12 protein-coding genes are annotated in these 17,297 nt (G+C 35.8%); 6 read left to right on the forward strand and 6 right to left on the reverse strand.

Translation table 11 applies throughout. The features are described 5' to 3' along the window. Positions 1 to 226 precede the first annotated feature (226 nt). Both CQA66_RS03225 and CQA66_RS09575 read left to right on the forward strand, forming a co-directional pair. Positions 227 to 754, forward strand: coding sequence for a PAS domain-containing protein (locus CQA66_RS03225; protein ID WP_104763792.1), 528 nt, complete (start codon positions 227 to 229; stop codon positions 752 to 754). Beyond that, the gene (locus CQA66_RS09575) at positions 751 to 2,076 is read left to right on the forward strand and encodes a methyl-accepting chemotaxis protein (protein ID WP_104763791.1); all 1,326 of its coding nucleotides are present in this window, start codon (positions 751 to 753) and stop codon (positions 2,074 to 2,076) included. The genes CQA66_RS03225 and CQA66_RS09575 overlap by 4 nt, the downstream gene beginning before the upstream one ends. A gap of 133 nt (positions 2,077 to 2,209) precedes the next feature. On the opposite strand, the gene CQA66_RS03235 is transcribed toward CQA66_RS09575, so the two are convergent. The 5 genes from CQA66_RS03235 to gltB all read right to left on the reverse strand — a co-directional run bounded on the left by CQA66_RS03235 (position 2,210) and on the right by gltB (position 11,371). Continuing rightward, complete coding sequence (locus CQA66_RS03235) at positions 2,210 to 3,184, reverse strand: DUF475 domain-containing protein (RefSeq protein WP_104763790.1); 975 nt, start codon at positions 3,182 to 3,184, stop codon at positions 2,210 to 2,212. Between the two features lie 49 nt (positions 3,185 to 3,233). Next, complete coding sequence (locus CQA66_RS03240; RefSeq protein ID WP_244910950.1) at positions 3,234 to 3,839, reverse strand: threonine/serine exporter family protein; 606 nt, start codon at positions 3,837 to 3,839, stop codon at positions 3,234 to 3,236. A gap of 1 nt (position 3,840) precedes the next feature. Beyond that, positions 3,841 to 4,749: a threonine/serine exporter family protein gene (locus CQA66_RS03245; protein WP_244910951.1), complete on the reverse strand. Its 909-nt coding sequence runs from the start codon at positions 4,747 to 4,749 to the stop codon at positions 3,841 to 3,843. Beyond that, positions 4,679 to 6,427, reverse strand: coding sequence for an ABC transporter ATP-binding protein (locus CQA66_RS03250; protein ID WP_104763788.1), 1,749 nt, complete (start codon positions 6,425 to 6,427; stop codon positions 4,679 to 4,681). Before CQA66_RS03250 ends, CQA66_RS03245 begins: the two co-directional genes overlap by 71 nt. Before the next feature lie 135 nt (positions 6,428 to 6,562). Next, the gene (gltB, locus tag CQA66_RS03255; RefSeq protein ID WP_411698908.1) at positions 6,563 to 11,371 is read right to left on the reverse strand and encodes a glutamate synthase large subunit; all 4,809 of its coding nucleotides are present in this window, start codon (positions 11,369 to 11,371) and stop codon (positions 6,563 to 6,565) included. Between the two features lie 494 nt (positions 11,372 to 11,865). Here gltB and acpP point away from each other — a divergent pair, with 494 nt between their 5' ends. The 3 genes from acpP to accA are packed head-to-tail and all read left to right on the forward strand — an operon-like array spanning position 11,866 to position 14,333. Then, positions 11,866 to 12,114, forward strand: coding sequence for an acyl carrier protein (acpP, locus tag CQA66_RS03260; protein ID WP_181882225.1), 249 nt, complete (start codon positions 11,866 to 11,868; stop codon positions 12,112 to 12,114). Positions 12,115 to 12,148: 34 nt separating this feature from the next. Further along, a complete protein-coding gene (locus CQA66_RS03265) occupies positions 12,149 to 13,396 on the forward strand; it encodes a beta-ketoacyl-ACP synthase II (protein ID WP_104763786.1) in 1,248 nt (415 codons plus the stop codon). 4 nt (positions 13,397 to 13,400) lie between these two features. Beyond that, the gene (accA, locus tag CQA66_RS03270; RefSeq protein ID WP_104763785.1) at positions 13,401 to 14,333 is read left to right on the forward strand and encodes an acetyl-CoA carboxylase carboxyl transferase subunit alpha; all 933 of its coding nucleotides are present in this window, start codon (positions 13,401 to 13,403) and stop codon (positions 14,331 to 14,333) included. A 199-nt stretch (positions 14,334 to 14,532) separates the two neighbouring features. Here the strand turns inward: accA and CQA66_RS03275 are convergent, their stop codons facing one another. After that, positions 14,533 to 15,168 carry a superoxide dismutase gene (locus CQA66_RS03275; protein ID WP_104763784.1) on the reverse strand — a complete coding sequence of 212 codons (636 nt, stop codon included), beginning with the start codon at positions 15,166 to 15,168 and terminating at the stop codon, positions 14,533 to 14,535. A 431-nt stretch (positions 15,169 to 15,599) separates the two neighbouring features. On the opposite strand from CQA66_RS03275, the gene CQA66_RS03280 reads away from it, so the two are divergent. Next, entirely contained in the window at positions 15,600 to 17,261 is a 1,662-nt protein-coding gene (locus CQA66_RS03280; RefSeq protein WP_181882226.1) for a lactate permease LctP family transporter, read from the forward strand. Positions 17,262 to 17,297: the final 36 nt, after the last annotated feature.

The following is a 17,297-nucleotide window of genomic DNA, read 5'->3' on the forward strand; positions in this document are numbered from 1 at the left end:
CTCGCATAATACCAAAAAAAAAAAAAAACAACCTTAAAGTTTTGATAAAAATTTTTATTTTTTAATAAAAATTATTTAAAAATAAAAATTTCGTAATTTTATGATTTTTTCGGAAAAAACTTGATAAAAATTTCATAGAATCTATGAAATTTGATTTTTTAGTTATATTATTATGTAAATTTGCATTCTATTTAGATAAATATTAAATATTATTTAAGGAAATTGTATGGCTTTTACTGATTCTAGAGAAAAACAAGTTGATAATTTTTTGGTTTCTAAAACAGATACAAGGGGCAAAATCTTGTATTGTAATGAAGAATTTATTCAAATATCAGGGTACACCGAACAAGAATTACTTGGTAAACCCCATAGTATTGTGAGACATCCTGATATGCCCAGAACAATATTTCGTTATCTCTGGAGCAAAATTTCGATGGGAAGTGAAGTAAACGCTTATGTTAAGAATCTTGCGAAAGATGGCTCATTTTATTGGGTATTTGCTAATGTTTCACCGTCTTTTTCTTGTGTAGGCAATGAGATTATTGCCTACAATTCAGTGCGCAGAAAGCCAAATAGAAATGGGCTTCAGATCATTGAAACCTTATATACCGAATTAAGGCAACATGAAAAAAGAGGCTTAGATGATGCCGTAAAGTGGTTCCATGAGTATTTTACCTCGAAAAATGATACTTATGAAAATGCTATTTTATGCTTACAATCAGATACTACGTGTAATGTGAGGAAAAATAAATGATGGTTATATTTTTATCTGTATTAATCTCTATACTAATTATAGTACTGGCGATTGTGGTACGTAAGTTCGCAAGTTGGAAATCCAGAGCAATCTTAATAAATAAGTTTTTAGATGACATTAATGCGGGAAACTTTGATGTTCGAAGAACGAATATTCCAAGAGATGAATTAGGTGATATTCCAAGAAAGATTAACAAACTTCTTGATCAGATACAAACCTATAATACTGAAACTAGTACTGCCTTTCATTATGCAGATACAGCTACAATCCAACGTGAAGTAATGACTGATGGCTTATTGCCAAACCTTGCTGGTATTGGTAGTAGAATCAATAAAAATATTGAAGCTATGCGAGCGAATAGAATCTTACAGAATAAGCAACTTTTAGACAACGAATTAGCACAGGTTAATGAAAATGCCTTGCAGTTGGTTGATTTACAACAAAGTTTTAGAACAAGTGTAGATAAGCTTTTTAACGTCAATCGTCAAGTTGAAGAAGCTGCACAAGAGTCTCAAGCTCATGCCGGAGGAGTGAATCAAGCTTTGTCTTCACTAGATGAACTAAAAATACTTGCAGAATCCAATAATCAAGCTACTAAAACATTAGCACAACGTTCAACTGATATTGATTCTATTGTGAATCTGATTAATGATATTTCTGAACAAACTAATCTTTTAGCTCTTAATGCCGCCATCGAAGCAGCACGTGCAGGAGAGCATGGCAGAGGCTTTGCAGTCGTAGCAGAGGAGGTACGGAAGCTAGCAGAAAAAACACAAAAGGCTACAAGTGAAATCCGCACAAATATTTCTGCCTTACAAGAAGATACAAATAATATTTCTACTAATTCCGAAGATATGCACATCAAAATGAATGTCTTTAGCGAATCTATACAAGGATTTTCGGATATGCTAGAAAAACTTAATGTTTCAACAGAAGATATAAATCATACTCTCAAAGAAGTGGTTTCTCGCCTACATATTAATCTTTTTATGGTTGATCATATTATCTTTAAACATAGTGCTTATTATATGGCTTCGGTTGAATCAGATGAAGAATTAATGAGTAAGGAACAATGCCATTTTGACAAATTCTTGATTGATGGCAAAAAGGATTATGGACATACAAGTGGATATCAACAGTTAGATGAGATTCATGCTTCTATTCACCAACATGCAAAAGATGGATTACAAAGAGCAAGAAGCAGACAAAATCCTAAAGATGTTGTTGTTGATTATAGATTAATGGAGAAGGCTTCCAAGAAATTCTTTGTAACTTTGGAAGAGATGATTCAACAGAAATTTCATAAAAGAAAGCAAAGTTAATTATTTCTGATTTATCATGTTACTGACATTGCACTTGATACTCGATAAGCTTATATTAAAGCAATAAGTATAAAATAAAGTACAACATTGGTTGTATGTTTGAAATTCACAGAAGCATGAGGCTTTCAGTGTTTTATTTAATTTTACTTTGTGCTAGCTTTGAACATATAAACGCAAGAGCAATGAATCCTATACCAATAAGCCCTGTAATTACTTCACTTATTTCAATAAAAATCTTTAATAGCATTATGCAAGCTAGCGCACAGATAGCATAATGTGCACCATGCTCAAGGTAGATATATTCTTGCAATGTTTGCTTTTCTACCAAATAGAGAGTAATGCTTCTAACAAACATGGCTCCTACCCCTAAGCCTATCATAATAATAAATATATCATTGCTTAATGCAAAAGCACCGATTACACCGTCAAAACTGAAACTTGCATCTAAAACTTCGAGATATAAGAATCCCATAAGTCCACTACGCACGCCACTATCCCCTAATGTAGAGCTAAAAGCAGAGAGGAGCAAATAGAGAAGTAAAGCAGAGAAATAAGCCACCCCAATCATATACTCTTTAGTAAGTAGTAAGAGAATGACGCCAATGCTAGACGCACATAATAGAGAGATATTTGGAATATTGGCAAGCTTTTTTGTAAGAGGATTTGATTCTATCCATGTAAGCCATTGTTCTTCGCGAGTAGAATCAAAGAAAAAATGTAAAAAAACCATAATGAGGAAAGCACCACCAAAAGCGTAAACTTGAGCAATATTGTTTTCTAGTGCTTTATGATACTTTTCGGGATTGTGTATTGCAATATGTAGAGTGTCATAGAATCCCATTTGTCCAGCTACCGAAACAATAACAATAGGGAAAATGAACCGCATACCAAATACTGCAATGGGGATCCCCCAATAAATAAATCGCTTACGCCATTTTATATCCATTGTATGCAAAACTTTCGCATTCACTACAGCGTTATCAAAAGACAGGCTTACTTCAAGAATAGAGAGTAATGCACAGATGCAAGCAGCTTGCCAGCTCCCTAAAGAAAAAGCAATGCTAAGTCCAATTATCGTGATGAAAAATGAGCTATAAAAGTGTTTCATGCAAATCCTTATCTAAGTTATGACGAAGTATTCAAGAATTAGTCCAATCTCAAGAAGTTTTAGCCTTTTTGTTTTTGCGGAGTTCTCTAAAAATCGTATAAATCGAAGTTTGCTTGCTACCTCTGGTTATCATAAAGCTTTGTTCAAAGAAGATAATGAAAGTAACTAAAGCACCAGCTACGAGCGAAAGTGAGACAGAAGTCATTGTAATAAAATTATTAAAAAAAGCGAGTAAATAATTAATTTGTTCGGGCTTATCTGTGTTTTGTAGGAAAGTAAGCAAGGAAATAATGCTTTTGTATCCATAGCTACCTGGGAACATGGGGAGCAAACCAGGGAAAACAATCACTTCAACGGGGACCTTGACACGTTTAGCAATCACCATAGCGCATCCACCCATGCAAAGCGATGCAAAGAAGCTAGCCGCGGCTAAACTAAAAATCGGAAAAAGCATTAAGATTGAACGTATAAGATAACCCAATCCAGCTATTATAATGATACCAAATAGAATCTTTTTTGGAGGGTTAAAAGGATAACCAAAACCTAACGCTGCAATCATCGCGAATATCATATTAATCCCGATATGTTCAAACGAATCGGAGCTAAAGAAATCTGTGTAAAGAATTTCTGCAATTTGCGGAAAAGATTCCATCATGTTAAACATTAATAATACTCATTTTAAAAATAACCAAAGTCATATAGCCGCCTATCGCAATACAGGTAAGCCAGACACACATATTAATTCCTCTCCTAACCGCCATAAGTGTATATTCATGAAGAATATCAACCAGCGCGTTAATAATTTGCATACCAGGAATGAGATAGATAATACTACATCCTACTGCGATCTCTGGAGTACTTGTGATTCCAATAGAGACACCAAGATAAGCAGTAAAGGAAGAAGCAAAGGCAACTAGCACTAAAATTCCACGTACGTCAATTTGCAGCTTATTAAGGATAAAACGTAAAGAAAATCCGACTAAAGTTCCCACAAACACACAAAGCAATGCCCCTAAATCTCCGTTAAAAAGCTTACAAAGTGTTGCATTCGCTAGACTTGCAAAAAAGAGCGTTGCAATAAAGCTATGATTCTTTACACTCATAATATGTTGGAATCTAATGTTGGCTTCTTTGAGTGTAATACGATTATCATAAATTTGCCAACTCAATGCGCTTAAATCTGAAATAATACGTAAGTTCATACTTACTAAACTATTTGGTGCTACTCGCGTGCGTCTATTATTATAATTATCTTTTTGCGCAATATTGAGCGTAATATACTTTAACCAAATAATCATATTAACTTCATAACCAAAACTATCACCAATACGTTTTGTACAACGAACTATTCGTGATGTATACGCGCCATTTGCAAGTAGGCTTGTAGCATATAGAGAGAGGAAATCAGCCAACTCTTCAATACTAGCACGAGTGGTTGTTGATGGCTTGGGATTTGATGGGGAATGATGTGAAAGATTTACATTATTTGTCATGTTATGCAATGTCTGCGTTGGTAATTTTACCTGTTTGTCTTGCTTCTTGGTATTCTTGTTGATTCCATTCATTAATAACATGTCCTTTGTCTATTCTTAATATCCTTTCTGCAAGCTCTATTGTGCTTGGTCTATGAGCAATAATAATAAGAATTTTGTCTTTTTTTAAGAGATTAAGCGTATTTTTAAAGACTTCTTCGGTGTGCTCGTCAAGTGCGCTTGTTGCTTCATCGAGGATAAGAATATCGGGATTTTTATAAATAGCTCTAGCGATAGCTATTCTCTGTCTTTGCCCGCCGCTAAGATTTGTTCCAAATTCTTCTAACATAGCGTGGATTCCGAGTTCAAAACTCTCTACAAATTCGTATGCCTGTGCTTTCTTCAAGGCGTCTATTACTCGTTCTTCGTCTATTGTATTTCCGTAAGCGACATTGCTTGCAATACTACCATGAAATATAAAAATCCTTTGTGTAACAATCGCTATATGTTCTCTTAAGCTTGTTTGTTGCAAGTCCTTAATATCTATTCCATTAATGATTACATTCCCGCAGCTTGGTTCATAGAATCGTAGAATAAGATTCACAAGCGAACTCTTGCCGCTACCACTTTTTCCAATTAACGCCGTAACGGTGTTACGTTCAAACCTTGCATCAAGATTCTTTAATGCTTCGAAGTCGTCATATTTTAAGGTAACATTTTTGACTTCGATAGATTGAATCGGTGCTTGTAGTGTTTTTGTGCCGTCTTTTATATTCGGTTCTCTATCGAGTATATCAGAGATTCTTTCGCTTGCAACGAGTGCTGCTTGCACACCTACAAAGCTTCCATTAAGATTCTTAATTGGCTTATATAATAGGAGCATTGCTGCTGTAATGGAAAAGAACTCCCCTGTCGTTAGTTGCCCGTGGATAACTTCTCTACCGCCTATGATAATAACAAGGGCAATAGCAATAGAAGCGAGAAATTCCATAATAGGCGAAGTAAGGAGACTCGTGCGTGTGGATTTTCTTGTGAGTCGGAACATATTGTCGCTTTCACGTTTGTAGTTATTGTATTCTAATTTTTCGCCGCAGTTTGCTTTAATGATTTCAATATTATTAAAAATCTCGAGTAGCCTAGAGGACATATTTGCACCGCTTTGAAAGCTTTCATTGGCAAGCGAACGTAATTTCTTAGCAATTATGCGAATAGGAATAAGGCAAAGCGGCATAATGGCAAAGGCTAGTAATGCAAGAAATGAACCATTATAGAGGATTACAACAGCGTAGGCGAGAATCGTCAAACAAGTATTGACAAGATTCATAAGATAACAAGTAGCGAAATCAGTTACTGTGCCAATGTCATTAATCCTCGCAAAAAGCTCGCCCCCTCGTTTTTTATCAAAGAATCCAAGCTCAAAGCTCAAGAGATGTTTGAGCATATCTTCACGCATTAGTCGATTCACATTTGCGCTTATATAGGACATATAATATCCATGAATGTAAGCACCTAAACCTTTTACAAAGAAAACTGCTATAAGTGCTAAGGGGACTAGGTATAGCATAGTTTCATCTTTTGCTTCAAAGACTTTGTCGGTTAAAGGCTTCACCACATAAGCACTGCCTCCAGAGCCGATAGCTCCAATTATTATGCCAAAAAGTACCATGCTGTAATGCCACTTGTGCATGACAATATAGTGCCAATAACGTTTAAAAAAAAGTTTTATATCTTTTTTTAGGTTCAGTTGAGGAGAAACCGTGTCAGGCTGCATAAAGCCTCCTATTCATACAAATCACGATGGCATTATAACATCAAGTTATTAATACCATTAATGCGCAACTTGTAGCGTAAGATACACATGCCGTCTTAAATGTGTATCTGGTTGCTTCTCTTTTATAGTACTTTGTTATTGGATAGAAATAGGAGTAGAAGAGGGTTTTTTGCTGCCTCCTGTAATTTCATAAAATGCTTTCAATATTGGATTCTCATTATGTTGATATTTCGCTATGCTTAAGAGCATGGATTCATAGTCGCGTGGAATAACCTTAAAAAATTCATATCTATCAAAGTTTTGCAGAATCTTTTTTGCAATGTCAGATTGTGTGTATTGTATGTGTTTTGCAATAAGCGATTCGACTTCATTGGAATCTTGAGAATCTAATTCACGAATATCTACTAATTCTGTATTAATATGTGAGGTATTATGTTTACCGTAAATATAAGCGATACCGCCGCTCATGCCAGCTGCAAAGTTTCTACCAATATCACCAAGTACTACTACAACACCACCAGTCATATATTCACAACCATGTTGTCCTACTCCCAAACAAACTGCCTTGACGCCAGAATTACGGACACAGAATCTCTCACCAACGACACCGTCTAGATACACTTCTCCTTCGATTGCACCATAGAGACAAACATTTCCAGCTATGATATTTTCTTCTGCTATGAAGTCTGCTATGGGCGATTTTTGTACGATAATTTTTCCTCCACTTAATCCCTTGCCTAAATAATCATTGGCATCACCAATGATTTTGAGTGTTATACCATGATTAAGAAAGGCGCCGAAGCTATTGCCGCCATTCCCATGCGTAATAATGGTAATACTATCATCTTCTAAGCCCTTTTTACCGTGTATACGTGTGATTTCAGAACTTAGAATCGTTCCAAATGTTCTCCCAGTGATATTGCTTATTTCCAACTCTAAATGTACTTTTTTGCCTTGCGTAATTGCAGATTTGACTTGAGGTAAAATGACGCTAACATCTTTACTCATATCTAAATTTAGACGTTGATAGTCCTTGCAAAACGTGTTTGTTTTATTGACAGTTAAAGGGTTATGTAGGATTCTCTCTAAACTGATTTTTTGTGCTTTTTTATGGGATTCTTTTGTGAAATTATGTGAGCTTAATGAAATAGCTTTATCAAAAGACAATGATAATGTGCTGCTACGCGATAATTTATCACTACGACCTACCATAGAATCAAGATTTTTAAAACCTAGTAATGCCATATACTCGCGGAGATTCTGAGCAATAAAGTGCATAAAATTCACCACATGTTCGGGCTTTCCTGTGAATCTTTTGCGTAAAAATTCATTTTGTGTTGCAATCCCAAATGGACAAGTATTGAGGTTACATACGCGCATCATTGTGCAACCAAGCACGACTAAAGGCGCAGTAGCAAAGCCAAAATCTTCGGCACCAAGCAATGTTGCAATAGCCAAATCTCTCCCGCTTAGTAATTTACCATCAACCTCTAGTCGTACTTTTTCGCGCAAACCATTCAGAATCAAAGTCTGATGTACTTCAGCCAATCCTAATTCCCATGGTGTTCCAGCATTTGCAATTGAAGTTCGCGGACTAGCTCCTGTGCCGCCGTCATAGCCAGAGACTAAAATCGTATCAGCACCAGCCTTAGCAACACCTGCAGCTACTGTGCCTATACCACTTTCACTTACTAATTTCACTGAAATTTTTGCTTCTCTATTGGCGTTTTTTAAATCAAAGATGAGTTGCGCTAAATCTTCGATTGAGTAAATATCATGATGAGGAGGTGGCGAAATAAGAGTAACTCCGGGCGTTGAATTTCTTGCGTTGGCTATCCATGGATAGACTTTTTTACCCGGAAGTTGTCCTCCTTCGCCTGGTTTTGCCCCTTGTGCGATTTTTATTTGAATCTCTTTGCTGTTGACAAGGTAGTTGATACTTACTCCAAACCTCCCGCTCGCCACTTGTTTGATTGCAGAATTTGCACTATCTCCATTGCTAAGGATTGTGAATCGCTCTTCATTTTCACCACCTTCGCCCGTATTGCTTTGTCCGTGGATTCTATTCATTGCGATAGCAAGGCACTCGTGCGTTTCTTTTGAAATAGAGCCATAGCTCATTGCACCTGTTTTGAATCTTTTAACGATAGATTCTACGCTTTCTACTTCATCAAGAGAAATTGCTTGTGAGAAATCCATATCCATGCAGTGTCGAATATGGGTGAATTTAGAATCTACAATTTGTATATATTCTTTAAATTCCTTGTAATCAGCATTTCTACATGAATTTTGTAATTTGTAAATCATAAGCGGGTCATAGAGATGCTCTTCTTTTGTGCTGTCTGTATTGCCATGCAAATAATTGCCGCTGCGATACCCATGTAATCCACTGCTTTCTAATTCTTGTGTAAAATTATCTGTATTTTTATTCATTGTATAACCAAACGCATTGCCGTGCAACCGTATAACATCTTGCAAAATATCATCGCAATCAATGCCCTCAATGTTGGTTTGTGTCCCACTAAAATGGGAATCAATAAGTTTCTTGGAGATTCCTAAAGCCTCAAAGATTTGCGCTCCATTATAGCTTTGCAGTGTGGATACTCCCATTTTTGAAGCAATTTTAATAATACCGCTTGTTGCCGCATTAATAAAGTTGTTCATGCCCTCTTGATATGCAACTTGCAATCTTCCTTGTTCTCTCAATAAAGCAATAGAATCGTAAACCAAATAAGGATATACCGCTGTTGCTCCATATCCAAGCAAACAAGCTAAATGATGAATTTCTCTTGGTTCAGCACTTTCTATCACAATGCTAGCCTTTGTACGTTGCGATGTGCGAACCAAATGATGATGCAACGCAGAAGTAGCAAGAAGGCTTGGAACATAAAGATGATTACTATCTAAACCGCGATCGCTTAATACAAGGATTTGCACACCATTTGCGATAGCTTCATTTGCTTGTAGGAAAATTCGCTGCAATACTTCCTCTAAGACATTGATTTCGCCATAAATGTCTTTATAGAGTTCGTTTTTTTCAAAAAGAAGTGAGATTGTTTTACTTTTGAATCCTTTAGATTCTAAATGTGAGATTTTATAGAATTCCTCATTACTCAAGATAGGACGTGAAATACGTATTCTTTTCGCATTGTCTGCGCTAGGCTTTAAGGGATTGCCCTCTGCGCCTATGTAGTTTCTGCAGCTTGTAACAATTTTTTCGCGCATAGAATCTAATGGTGGATTAGTAACTTGCGCAAAAAGCTGCTTAAAATAATTAAAAAGCGGTTGAGGATTTGGGCTTAAGAGTGCTAGCGGTGTATCTACCCCCATACTTGCTAGAATCTCCTTCCCGCTTTGCGCCATTTGTTCAATACTTAATGTAAGTTCATCATAGTTATAACCAAAAGCTTTCTGTAATGCTATGATATGTTGTGAGTTGAGCTGTGTTTGAGGAATCGCGGGTAAGGAAGTTTTGCTAGTTTTTGCATTGGCAGCATGAGTTGTATTGTTGTTGGAATCTGTATTGTTTTTTTCTGTCTTTTTGCTGCAAGTTATTTGCGTATTGTTGTAATAATCGCAGTCTTTGTCTAAATCTTCAAAATTGACTTTGTCCAGCACAATGAGATTTTGCAACCATTTTGCATAGGGCTTTGCATGAGCATATTGCATTTTAATTTCTTCATCTGCAATAACTCTGCCTTTTTGTGTATCAACCAATAAAAGTTTTCCGGGCTCTAGCCTCTTTTTTTCTTTAATATTGGCTTCGTTGATTCTAAGTGCCCCTGTTTCACTTGCAAGAATTAAAAAGTCGTCTTTCGTAATATAGTATCGTGATGGACGAAACCCATTTCTATCAAGGCTAGCACCCATAACCACACCATCACTAAAGATAATAGAAGCAGGTCCATCCCATGGTTCCATGAATGTGGAGTTAAATTCATAGAAGCTACGTTTTGTTCTATCCATAGAATCGTTTTTGCTCCAAGGCTCGGGTATCATTAGCATGATTGCTTCTTCTAAGCTTCTGCCATTCATAATCAGAAATTCCAACGTATTGTCGAACATTGCTGAATCGCTACTAGGCTTCGCGATAATTGGAAAGACTTGCGAAAGGTCGGTAATATATTCTGATTGACAAGTTCCTTCCCTAGCTTTCATAGAATCTACATTGCCGTTAATTGTGTTGATTTCACCATTGTGTACCATATAGCGGTTAGGATGGGCGCGCTCCCAACTAGGAAAGGTATTGGTTGAAAAACGCGAATGCACAAGGCAAATTGCGGATTCCACATTAACATTCTGAAAATCAAGATAGAAATGACTAACTTGTGTAGAAACTAACATGCCCTTATAGACAATAGTACGCGAAGAAAAACTAGAAATATAAAACTTGGGAATATTGATTGCCTTTTTTTCGATAAGTCGGCGAGTGATATAAAGTTTACGTTCAAATTCAGTGCCCCTTGCAATTTCTCTTGGCTTTTTTACAAAGGCTTGCAGAATATACGGCATTGAATTTCTTGCAGCTTTACCGATAATGGCTGGATTTGTCGGTACTTCACGAAATCCTAATAATTCCAAAGTATTCTCTTGTATTCCTTGTAGAAATATAGCTATACCCTCTTGTTTGGAAGTTTCATTAGGCGAAAGAAAAATTTGTGCCACTGCATAATCACCTTCATCGGGCAAAGTGAAATGAAGATTCTGTGTTTTAAAAAATTTGTGTGGAATCTGTATGAGCATTCCCGCGCCATCCCCGCTATTTTTTTGTGCTCCACCTCTGTGCTCTAAATTTTCTAAAATTGTCAGCGCATCTTTAATGAGTTTATGTGATTTTATCCCTTTGATATTCGCAATTGCACCAATGCCACATGCATCATGTTCATTACGAGGATGATATAGCCCATTTTGAGTGAAATGCTGCATATTATCTAAGTCTATCATCTGATGCTCCTTGAATTAAGTTTAACCTAAGCTTATGTATTATAACTAAAAATATTCTTTACAAATTGGAAAATAAAAATGATTCATATTTGATAAATATTAGGGTTATTAATTTAGAAGATTTCACATAGATAAAATCTGATTTTAGAAAGGTTACGAGATTTTAGATTGAATATAAAATTGCAAATTAAGAAGAGATTCCGATTCTAAACATATTAAATTGCAGTTTTGACTGTTTGCGTTTTCGAGAATGTGCTGATAACGGGCTGTTTGTTCAAACTTTAGAGAATTAAGTAAGTCTAAGAAAAAATTAAAATTCAGATATGCTGACATTAAGAAGCAGACTTTTATTAAGCACTATAAATTCAAACATGCTAAGAGTTTTATAGTAACTAAACGTGATTTTTTGTATAATTTCGATTTTCTTATTTTATTATTTACAAGTTTTTTGGTTAGAATAAGAAATCTATTTTATTTATCTTAGGAGTTGCATTATGAGTTCAGAAATTTTTGATAAAGTCAAGACATTAGTGGCAGAAGAACTAAAAGTTAAGGAAGAAGAAATTAAGCCTGAATCGGACTTTGTAAAAGATCTAAATGCAGATAGTCTTGATGTAGTTGAGTTTATTATGGCACTAGAAGAAAAATTTGAGATAAAAATTCCCGATGAGGCAGCAGAAAATATTAAAACTGTTCAGGACGTAGTTAATTATATTTCTGAATATAAAGCTGATTCTGAATAACTACTAGGATATTTTTTTGTTGTAAGGAATAGCATTGCGAAGAGTTGTAGTAACAGGAATGGGTATGGTCAATGCACTCGGATTAAACAAAGAGGTTTCTTTTGAGCGCGTAGTCAAGGGAGAATGCGGGGTTAGACATATACAGTCTTTCGATACAACAGATTTTCCCGTTCAAATTGCAGCTGAAATTGAAGGATTCAATCCCGAATCTGTCCTTGAGGCAAGAGAAGTAAAGAAGGCGCATAGATTTATTCAATTGGGGCTGCTTGCAAGTAAAGAGGCATTGTTAGATAGTAGCGGAAAAGCAAAACAGTCTTTTTTGGATTCTAATTTAATGATTTTAGATGATATTAACGAAAGATTTGGAATCAGCTCTGCTGCTGGTATAGGCGGGCTTGAGAATATCCAGAGTAATTCTATTGCTTGTTATACTAAAGGTCCTAGACGCATTAGCCCTTTTTTTATTCCTTCTGCCCTTGTCAATATGCTAGGCGGATTTATTTCCATTCAACATAACCTTAAAGGCGCAAATGTTTCTAGCGTTACTGCTTGCGCAGCAGGTACGCATTCGATTATAGAGGCTGCAAAAACAATTATGATAGGCAGTATGGATAGAATGCTTGCTGTTGGCGCAGAATCTACTATTTGTGCAGTAGGCATTGGTGGATTTGCTGCGATGAAAGCACTTAGTTCTTGTAACGATCCACAAAAGGCATCGAGACCTTTTGATAAAAAACGCGATGGATTTGTTATGGGCGAGGGTGCTGGAGCATTGGTTTTAGAAGAATATGAGCAAGCAAAGGCACGAGGAGCATTTATTTATGCAGAACTTTGTGGGTTTGGTGAAAGTAGTGATGCTAATCATATTACTACGCCAGCACCGCAAGGTGAGGGTGCTTATCGTGCTATACGGGATGCATTAAAAATGGCAAATATCAGACCAGATTATATTAATGCACATGGCACAAGTACATATTATAATGATTTGTTTGAAACCCAAGCATTAAAACGTGCTTTTAATAATGATGTTCCACCTGTGAGTTCAACTAAAGGGCAACTAGGACATTGTCTTGGCGCAGCAGGATCGATTGAATCTGTCATTTCAATACTTGCAATGCAGAATAGTGTTATGCCTCCAACAATTAATCAAGAGGAAAAAGATGAGCTTTGCGATCTTGATTATATTCCTAATTTTCCCAGACAAGCAACTCTTAAAAGTGTCATGAATAATTCATTTGGGTTTGGTGGAACAAATAGTGTAGTGATTTTCAAGAAAGTATAATTGCATGGCAACTTATTTAGATTTTGAGCAGCGGTTGAAGTCCTTACAGGAAGATATAGAATCTGCAAGTATGCGAAATGATGAAGTGGCAATGCAAATTTTACAAAAAGAATTAGATGAAGAAATCAGTAAAATTTATTCGAATCTTAATGATTATCAGAGATTGCTTCTTGCGAGGCATCCAGATAGACCGTATGCTCTTGATTATATAGAGATATTAATGCGGGATTCTTATGAAATCTTTGGTGACAGGCATTTTCGCGATGATAAAGCAATAGTTTGTTTCTTAGGCAAAATAGAGAATCAAAAAGTGATGGTTATTGGAGAAGAGAAAGGAAGAGGTACTAAGAATAAAATTATCCGCAACTTTGGTATGCCCAATCCAGAAGGTTATCGCAAAGCTTTACGTGTTGCAAAAATGGCAGAAAAGTTTGATATTCCTATTCTTATGCTTATTGATACAGCAGGTGCTTATCCTGGATTAGGTGCCGAAGAAAGAGGGCAAAGTGAGGCGATAGCTAAGAATTTACAGGAATTTGCTTCTTTAAATGTTCCCACAATTTCTATTGTTATTGGAGAAGGTGGCAGTGGTGGCGCACTCGCAATTGGTGTAGCTGATAAATTAGCTATGATGGAACACTCTATTTTTAGCGTTATTTCCCCGGAAGGTTGTGCAGCAATTTTATGGAATGATCCTACAAAAATTGAAGCGGCGACAAAAGCCATGAAAATTACTCCCCACGAATTAAAAAAAGCAAACCTCATCGATGATATTATCGAAGAGCCTCTCAATGGGGCACATCGCAATAAAAACGAGGCTGCAAAGAATATCAAAAAATACTTTTTGGAATCTTTAGAATGTATACGTTCTGATTCTAATTTTCTTAAAACACGTTATGAAAAACTTATGAACTATGGTTCATTCAGAAGTAGGTAGTTGTTGATAGTCATTAAACCCTATTAAATACTTAATGCCAACTTAATACTTAGGCACTAAGTGATTATAAATTATAGTAACTTTACCTAACTATCCAACAAGCAGAGAGGTTTTGCATTTACTGCGAGTGAAGTTTAATTCATTCCAAGAATCTTGCTTTACAAGATTCTCAATTCTCACTTCTAAAATATAGAACTAATTATTTTTTGTGGATTTCATTGATATAGAATCTAATGGAACTTACCCCTTCCTTTTTTGCCCATTCATAAGCTTTGGAAACAAAAGCCCAATGAATATGTGTAAAGAATTTTTCTAAATATGCAGGACGAGCATTTTTATGGTCAATATAATACGCATGTTCCCACACATCAACCACTAAGAGAGGAATTTTATCTTCTGTAATAGGGGTTGCCGCATTACTTGTTTGTATGATTTCTAGTTTGGCACTCGCGGTATTATAGACAAGCCAACACCAACCCGCACCAAAAAGTGTCGTAGCAGCTTGAATAAATTTCTCTTTAAAGCCGTTCAAAGAACCAAATTCCGCATTGATTGCGTCTTGTAGTTCATCAGACAGCTTGGTAGAAGATGGGCTTATGCAGTCCCAATAAAAGTCATGATTATACACTTGCGCTGCATTATTAAATAATCCCCCACTAGATTTTTTAATAATGTCATATAGGTCAGAATCTTGGAATTCATTTCCCTGAATAAGGTTATTGAGATTATTCACATAAGTGCTGTGATGTTTGCCATAATGATAGTCAAAAGTCGAAGCACTTAAAAAATCCCCCATTGAATCTTTGCTATAAGGTAGTTTTCTTAATTCAAACATAATATTTTCCTTTAAAATTTGATAAAATAGTGAGGATATTATAATATTTTTTGTTGAATTTTTAACTATCCAGTAATTTTTGTGTAGATAGTTAAAAAAGATATGATATATAAATTTTAAAATATTAGAAATATGATTTTTACATAACTTGTAGTTGTTAATTCTTAAGTCAAATGACGTATTGATATTTCACAAAGTAACGAAGATATGTAAATTATTTCAAATTGTAATGTTGGGTTTTATCAATTTTTATATAATGCTTTTTCGCAATGTTATTATAATTGGGTATTTTAGAAAAACTCTAATTTATATAATTACTTTTTGTAACAATTAATACTCAAAATATAGAATTTGTCGCGATAGAATAACATTATTTCATTATTACTTAATGATATTCTGATTTAAATATTTATAAATTTTAAGGAGCAACGATGGATACTAACCCTATCACTTGGCAACAAAATTACACTCCTATTGCTGATAGTCTTTGGCTTAGCGGGTTTGTAGCATTATTACCTATTTTGCTATTTTTAGCATGTCTTGTATGGTTTAAATTGAAAGGTTGGATGGCCGCAGCTCTAACTGTTGGACTTAGTGCAGTAATAGCATTGGTTGTTTATGGTATGCCTTTCAATATGGTAGTTATGAGCTTTATACAAGGATTCTTAACAGGACTATGGCCTATTGCTTGGATTATTATTGCGGCAATATTTCTGTATAAAATTGCAGTTAAGACAGGATATTTTGAGATTCTTAAGCAAAGTGTTATTGCCGTTACCCCAGATCAACGATTACAAGTTATTTTAATTGCTTTTTGTTTTGGAGCATTTTTAGAGGGCGCAATTGGTTTTGGTGGACCTGTCGCTATTACTGCCGCTTTACTTGTAGGGTTGGGTTTACCTCCTCTTTATGCTGCTGGTTTATGTATGATTGCGAATACTGCTCCTGTTGCTTTTGGTGCGGTTGGGATTCCAATTACTGCTTTAGGTAATGCAGTTGGAGTACCAGCTGATGCTATTGCGGCTATGGTTGGACGTATGTTACCGCCACTTACGATGTTTGTACCGTTTTTTATTGTATTTCTTATGAGTGGTTTCAAAGGGGTAAAAGAAACTTTCCCCGCTGTTTTTGTGGCTGCATTTTCATTTGCTATTGTGCAGTATTTTAGCTCAAACTATTTGGGACCTGAATTACCCGATATTGTTTCTGCTATTGCTTCGATTGCTGCAACATCAGTATTTTTAAAGTTTTGGCAACCTGCTAATATTTATAGAGGAGATTCCAATATAACTGTGGAAGTACAGCAATATCATATTTGCAAAGTTATTGTAGCGTGGATGCCTTTTATCTTGCTTGTTTTTACAATCACCCTATGGAATATGCCATTTTTTAAGAGTCTTTTTGCAGCAGGTGGGGCATTAGTTAAGACGAATTTTGTTGTGCTTATGGACGGCTTGCATAATGCTGTTATACAAATGCAACCACTTGTTAACAAACCCACCCCATTAGTTGCTGATTGGAAATGGAAATTAATTGACAATCCTGGGACTGCTATCTTCCTAGCTGCGATTTTAAGTATTTTTGTTCTACGTGCCACTCCAAAGATTGTTATTGAATCTGCTCAAGATACTATCAAGGAAATGTCTATACCAGTGCTTACTATTGGGCTTGTGTTGGCGTTTGCTTTTATTTCAAAAAATAGCGGTCAAGCAGCTACGATGGGGCTAGCACTTTCCCATACCGGCGGATTGTTCCCATTCTTTTCACCTCTTATTGGTTGGATTGGCGTATTTCTTACAGGTAGTGATACAAGTAGCAATCTCCTTTTTGGTCCATTACAGCAAGTAACTGCAAAGATTTTAAATATGCCTGAAGTTCTATTTATGGCTGCTAATACTGTTGGTGGTGTTGTGGGTAAAATGATTAGCCCGCAAAGTATTGCCATTGCTTGTGCAGCAGTTGGTTTGGTTGGTAGAGAGTCTGAACTCTTTAGATTTACACTGAAATACTCTATTGGTTTTGTTGTGTTTATTGGTGTTTGGACTGTGGTGATTGCGTATATGATTCCACAAATCATTGTATTAACGCATTAACTATCAAGCTTCTTGATTACTCTAAATAATGTTATT

The sequence above is a fragment of the Helicobacter aurati genome (genome assembly GCF_003364265.1).
GTDB lineage: Bacteria > Campylobacterota > Campylobacteria > Campylobacterales > Helicobacteraceae > Helicobacter_A > Helicobacter_A aurati.

Excerpts from the sequence above, each read along its gene's own strand:
- CQA66_RS03225 (WP_104763792.1), top strand. The coding sequence starts at position 227 with ATGGCTTTTACTGATTCTAGAGAAAAACAAGTTGATAATTTTTTGGTT.
- CQA66_RS09575 (WP_104763791.1), top strand. The coding sequence starts at position 751 with ATGATGGTTATATTTTTATCTGTATTAATCTCTATACTAATTATAGTA.
- CQA66_RS03235 (WP_104763790.1), bottom strand. The coding sequence starts at position 3,184 with ATGAAACACTTTTATAGCTCATTTTTCATCACGATAATTGGACTTAGC.
- CQA66_RS03240 (WP_244910950.1), bottom strand. The coding sequence starts at position 3,839 with ATGATGGAATCTTTTCCGCAAATTGCAGAAATTCTTTACACAGATTTC.
- CQA66_RS03245 (WP_244910951.1), bottom strand. The coding sequence starts at position 4,749 with ATGAATGGAATCAACAAGAATACCAAGAAGCAAGACAAACAGGTAAAA.
- CQA66_RS03250 (WP_104763788.1), bottom strand. The coding sequence starts at position 6,427 with ATGCAGCCTGACACGGTTTCTCCTCAACTGAACCTAAAAAAAGATATA.
- gltB (WP_411698908.1), bottom strand. The coding sequence starts at position 11,371 with ATGATAGACTTAGATAATATGCAGCATTTCACTCAAAATGGGCTATAT.
- acpP (WP_181882225.1), top strand. The coding sequence starts at position 11,866 with ATGAGTTCAGAAATTTTTGATAAAGTCAAGACATTAGTGGCAGAAGAA.
- accA (WP_104763785.1), top strand. The coding sequence starts at position 13,401 with ATGGCAACTTATTTAGATTTTGAGCAGCGGTTGAAGTCCTTACAGGAA.
- CQA66_RS03275 (WP_104763784.1), bottom strand. The coding sequence starts at position 15,168 with ATGTTTGAATTAAGAAAACTACCTTATAGCAAAGATTCAATGGGGGAT.
- CQA66_RS03280 (WP_181882226.1), top strand. The coding sequence starts at position 15,600 with ATGGATACTAACCCTATCACTTGGCAACAAAATTACACTCCTATTGCT.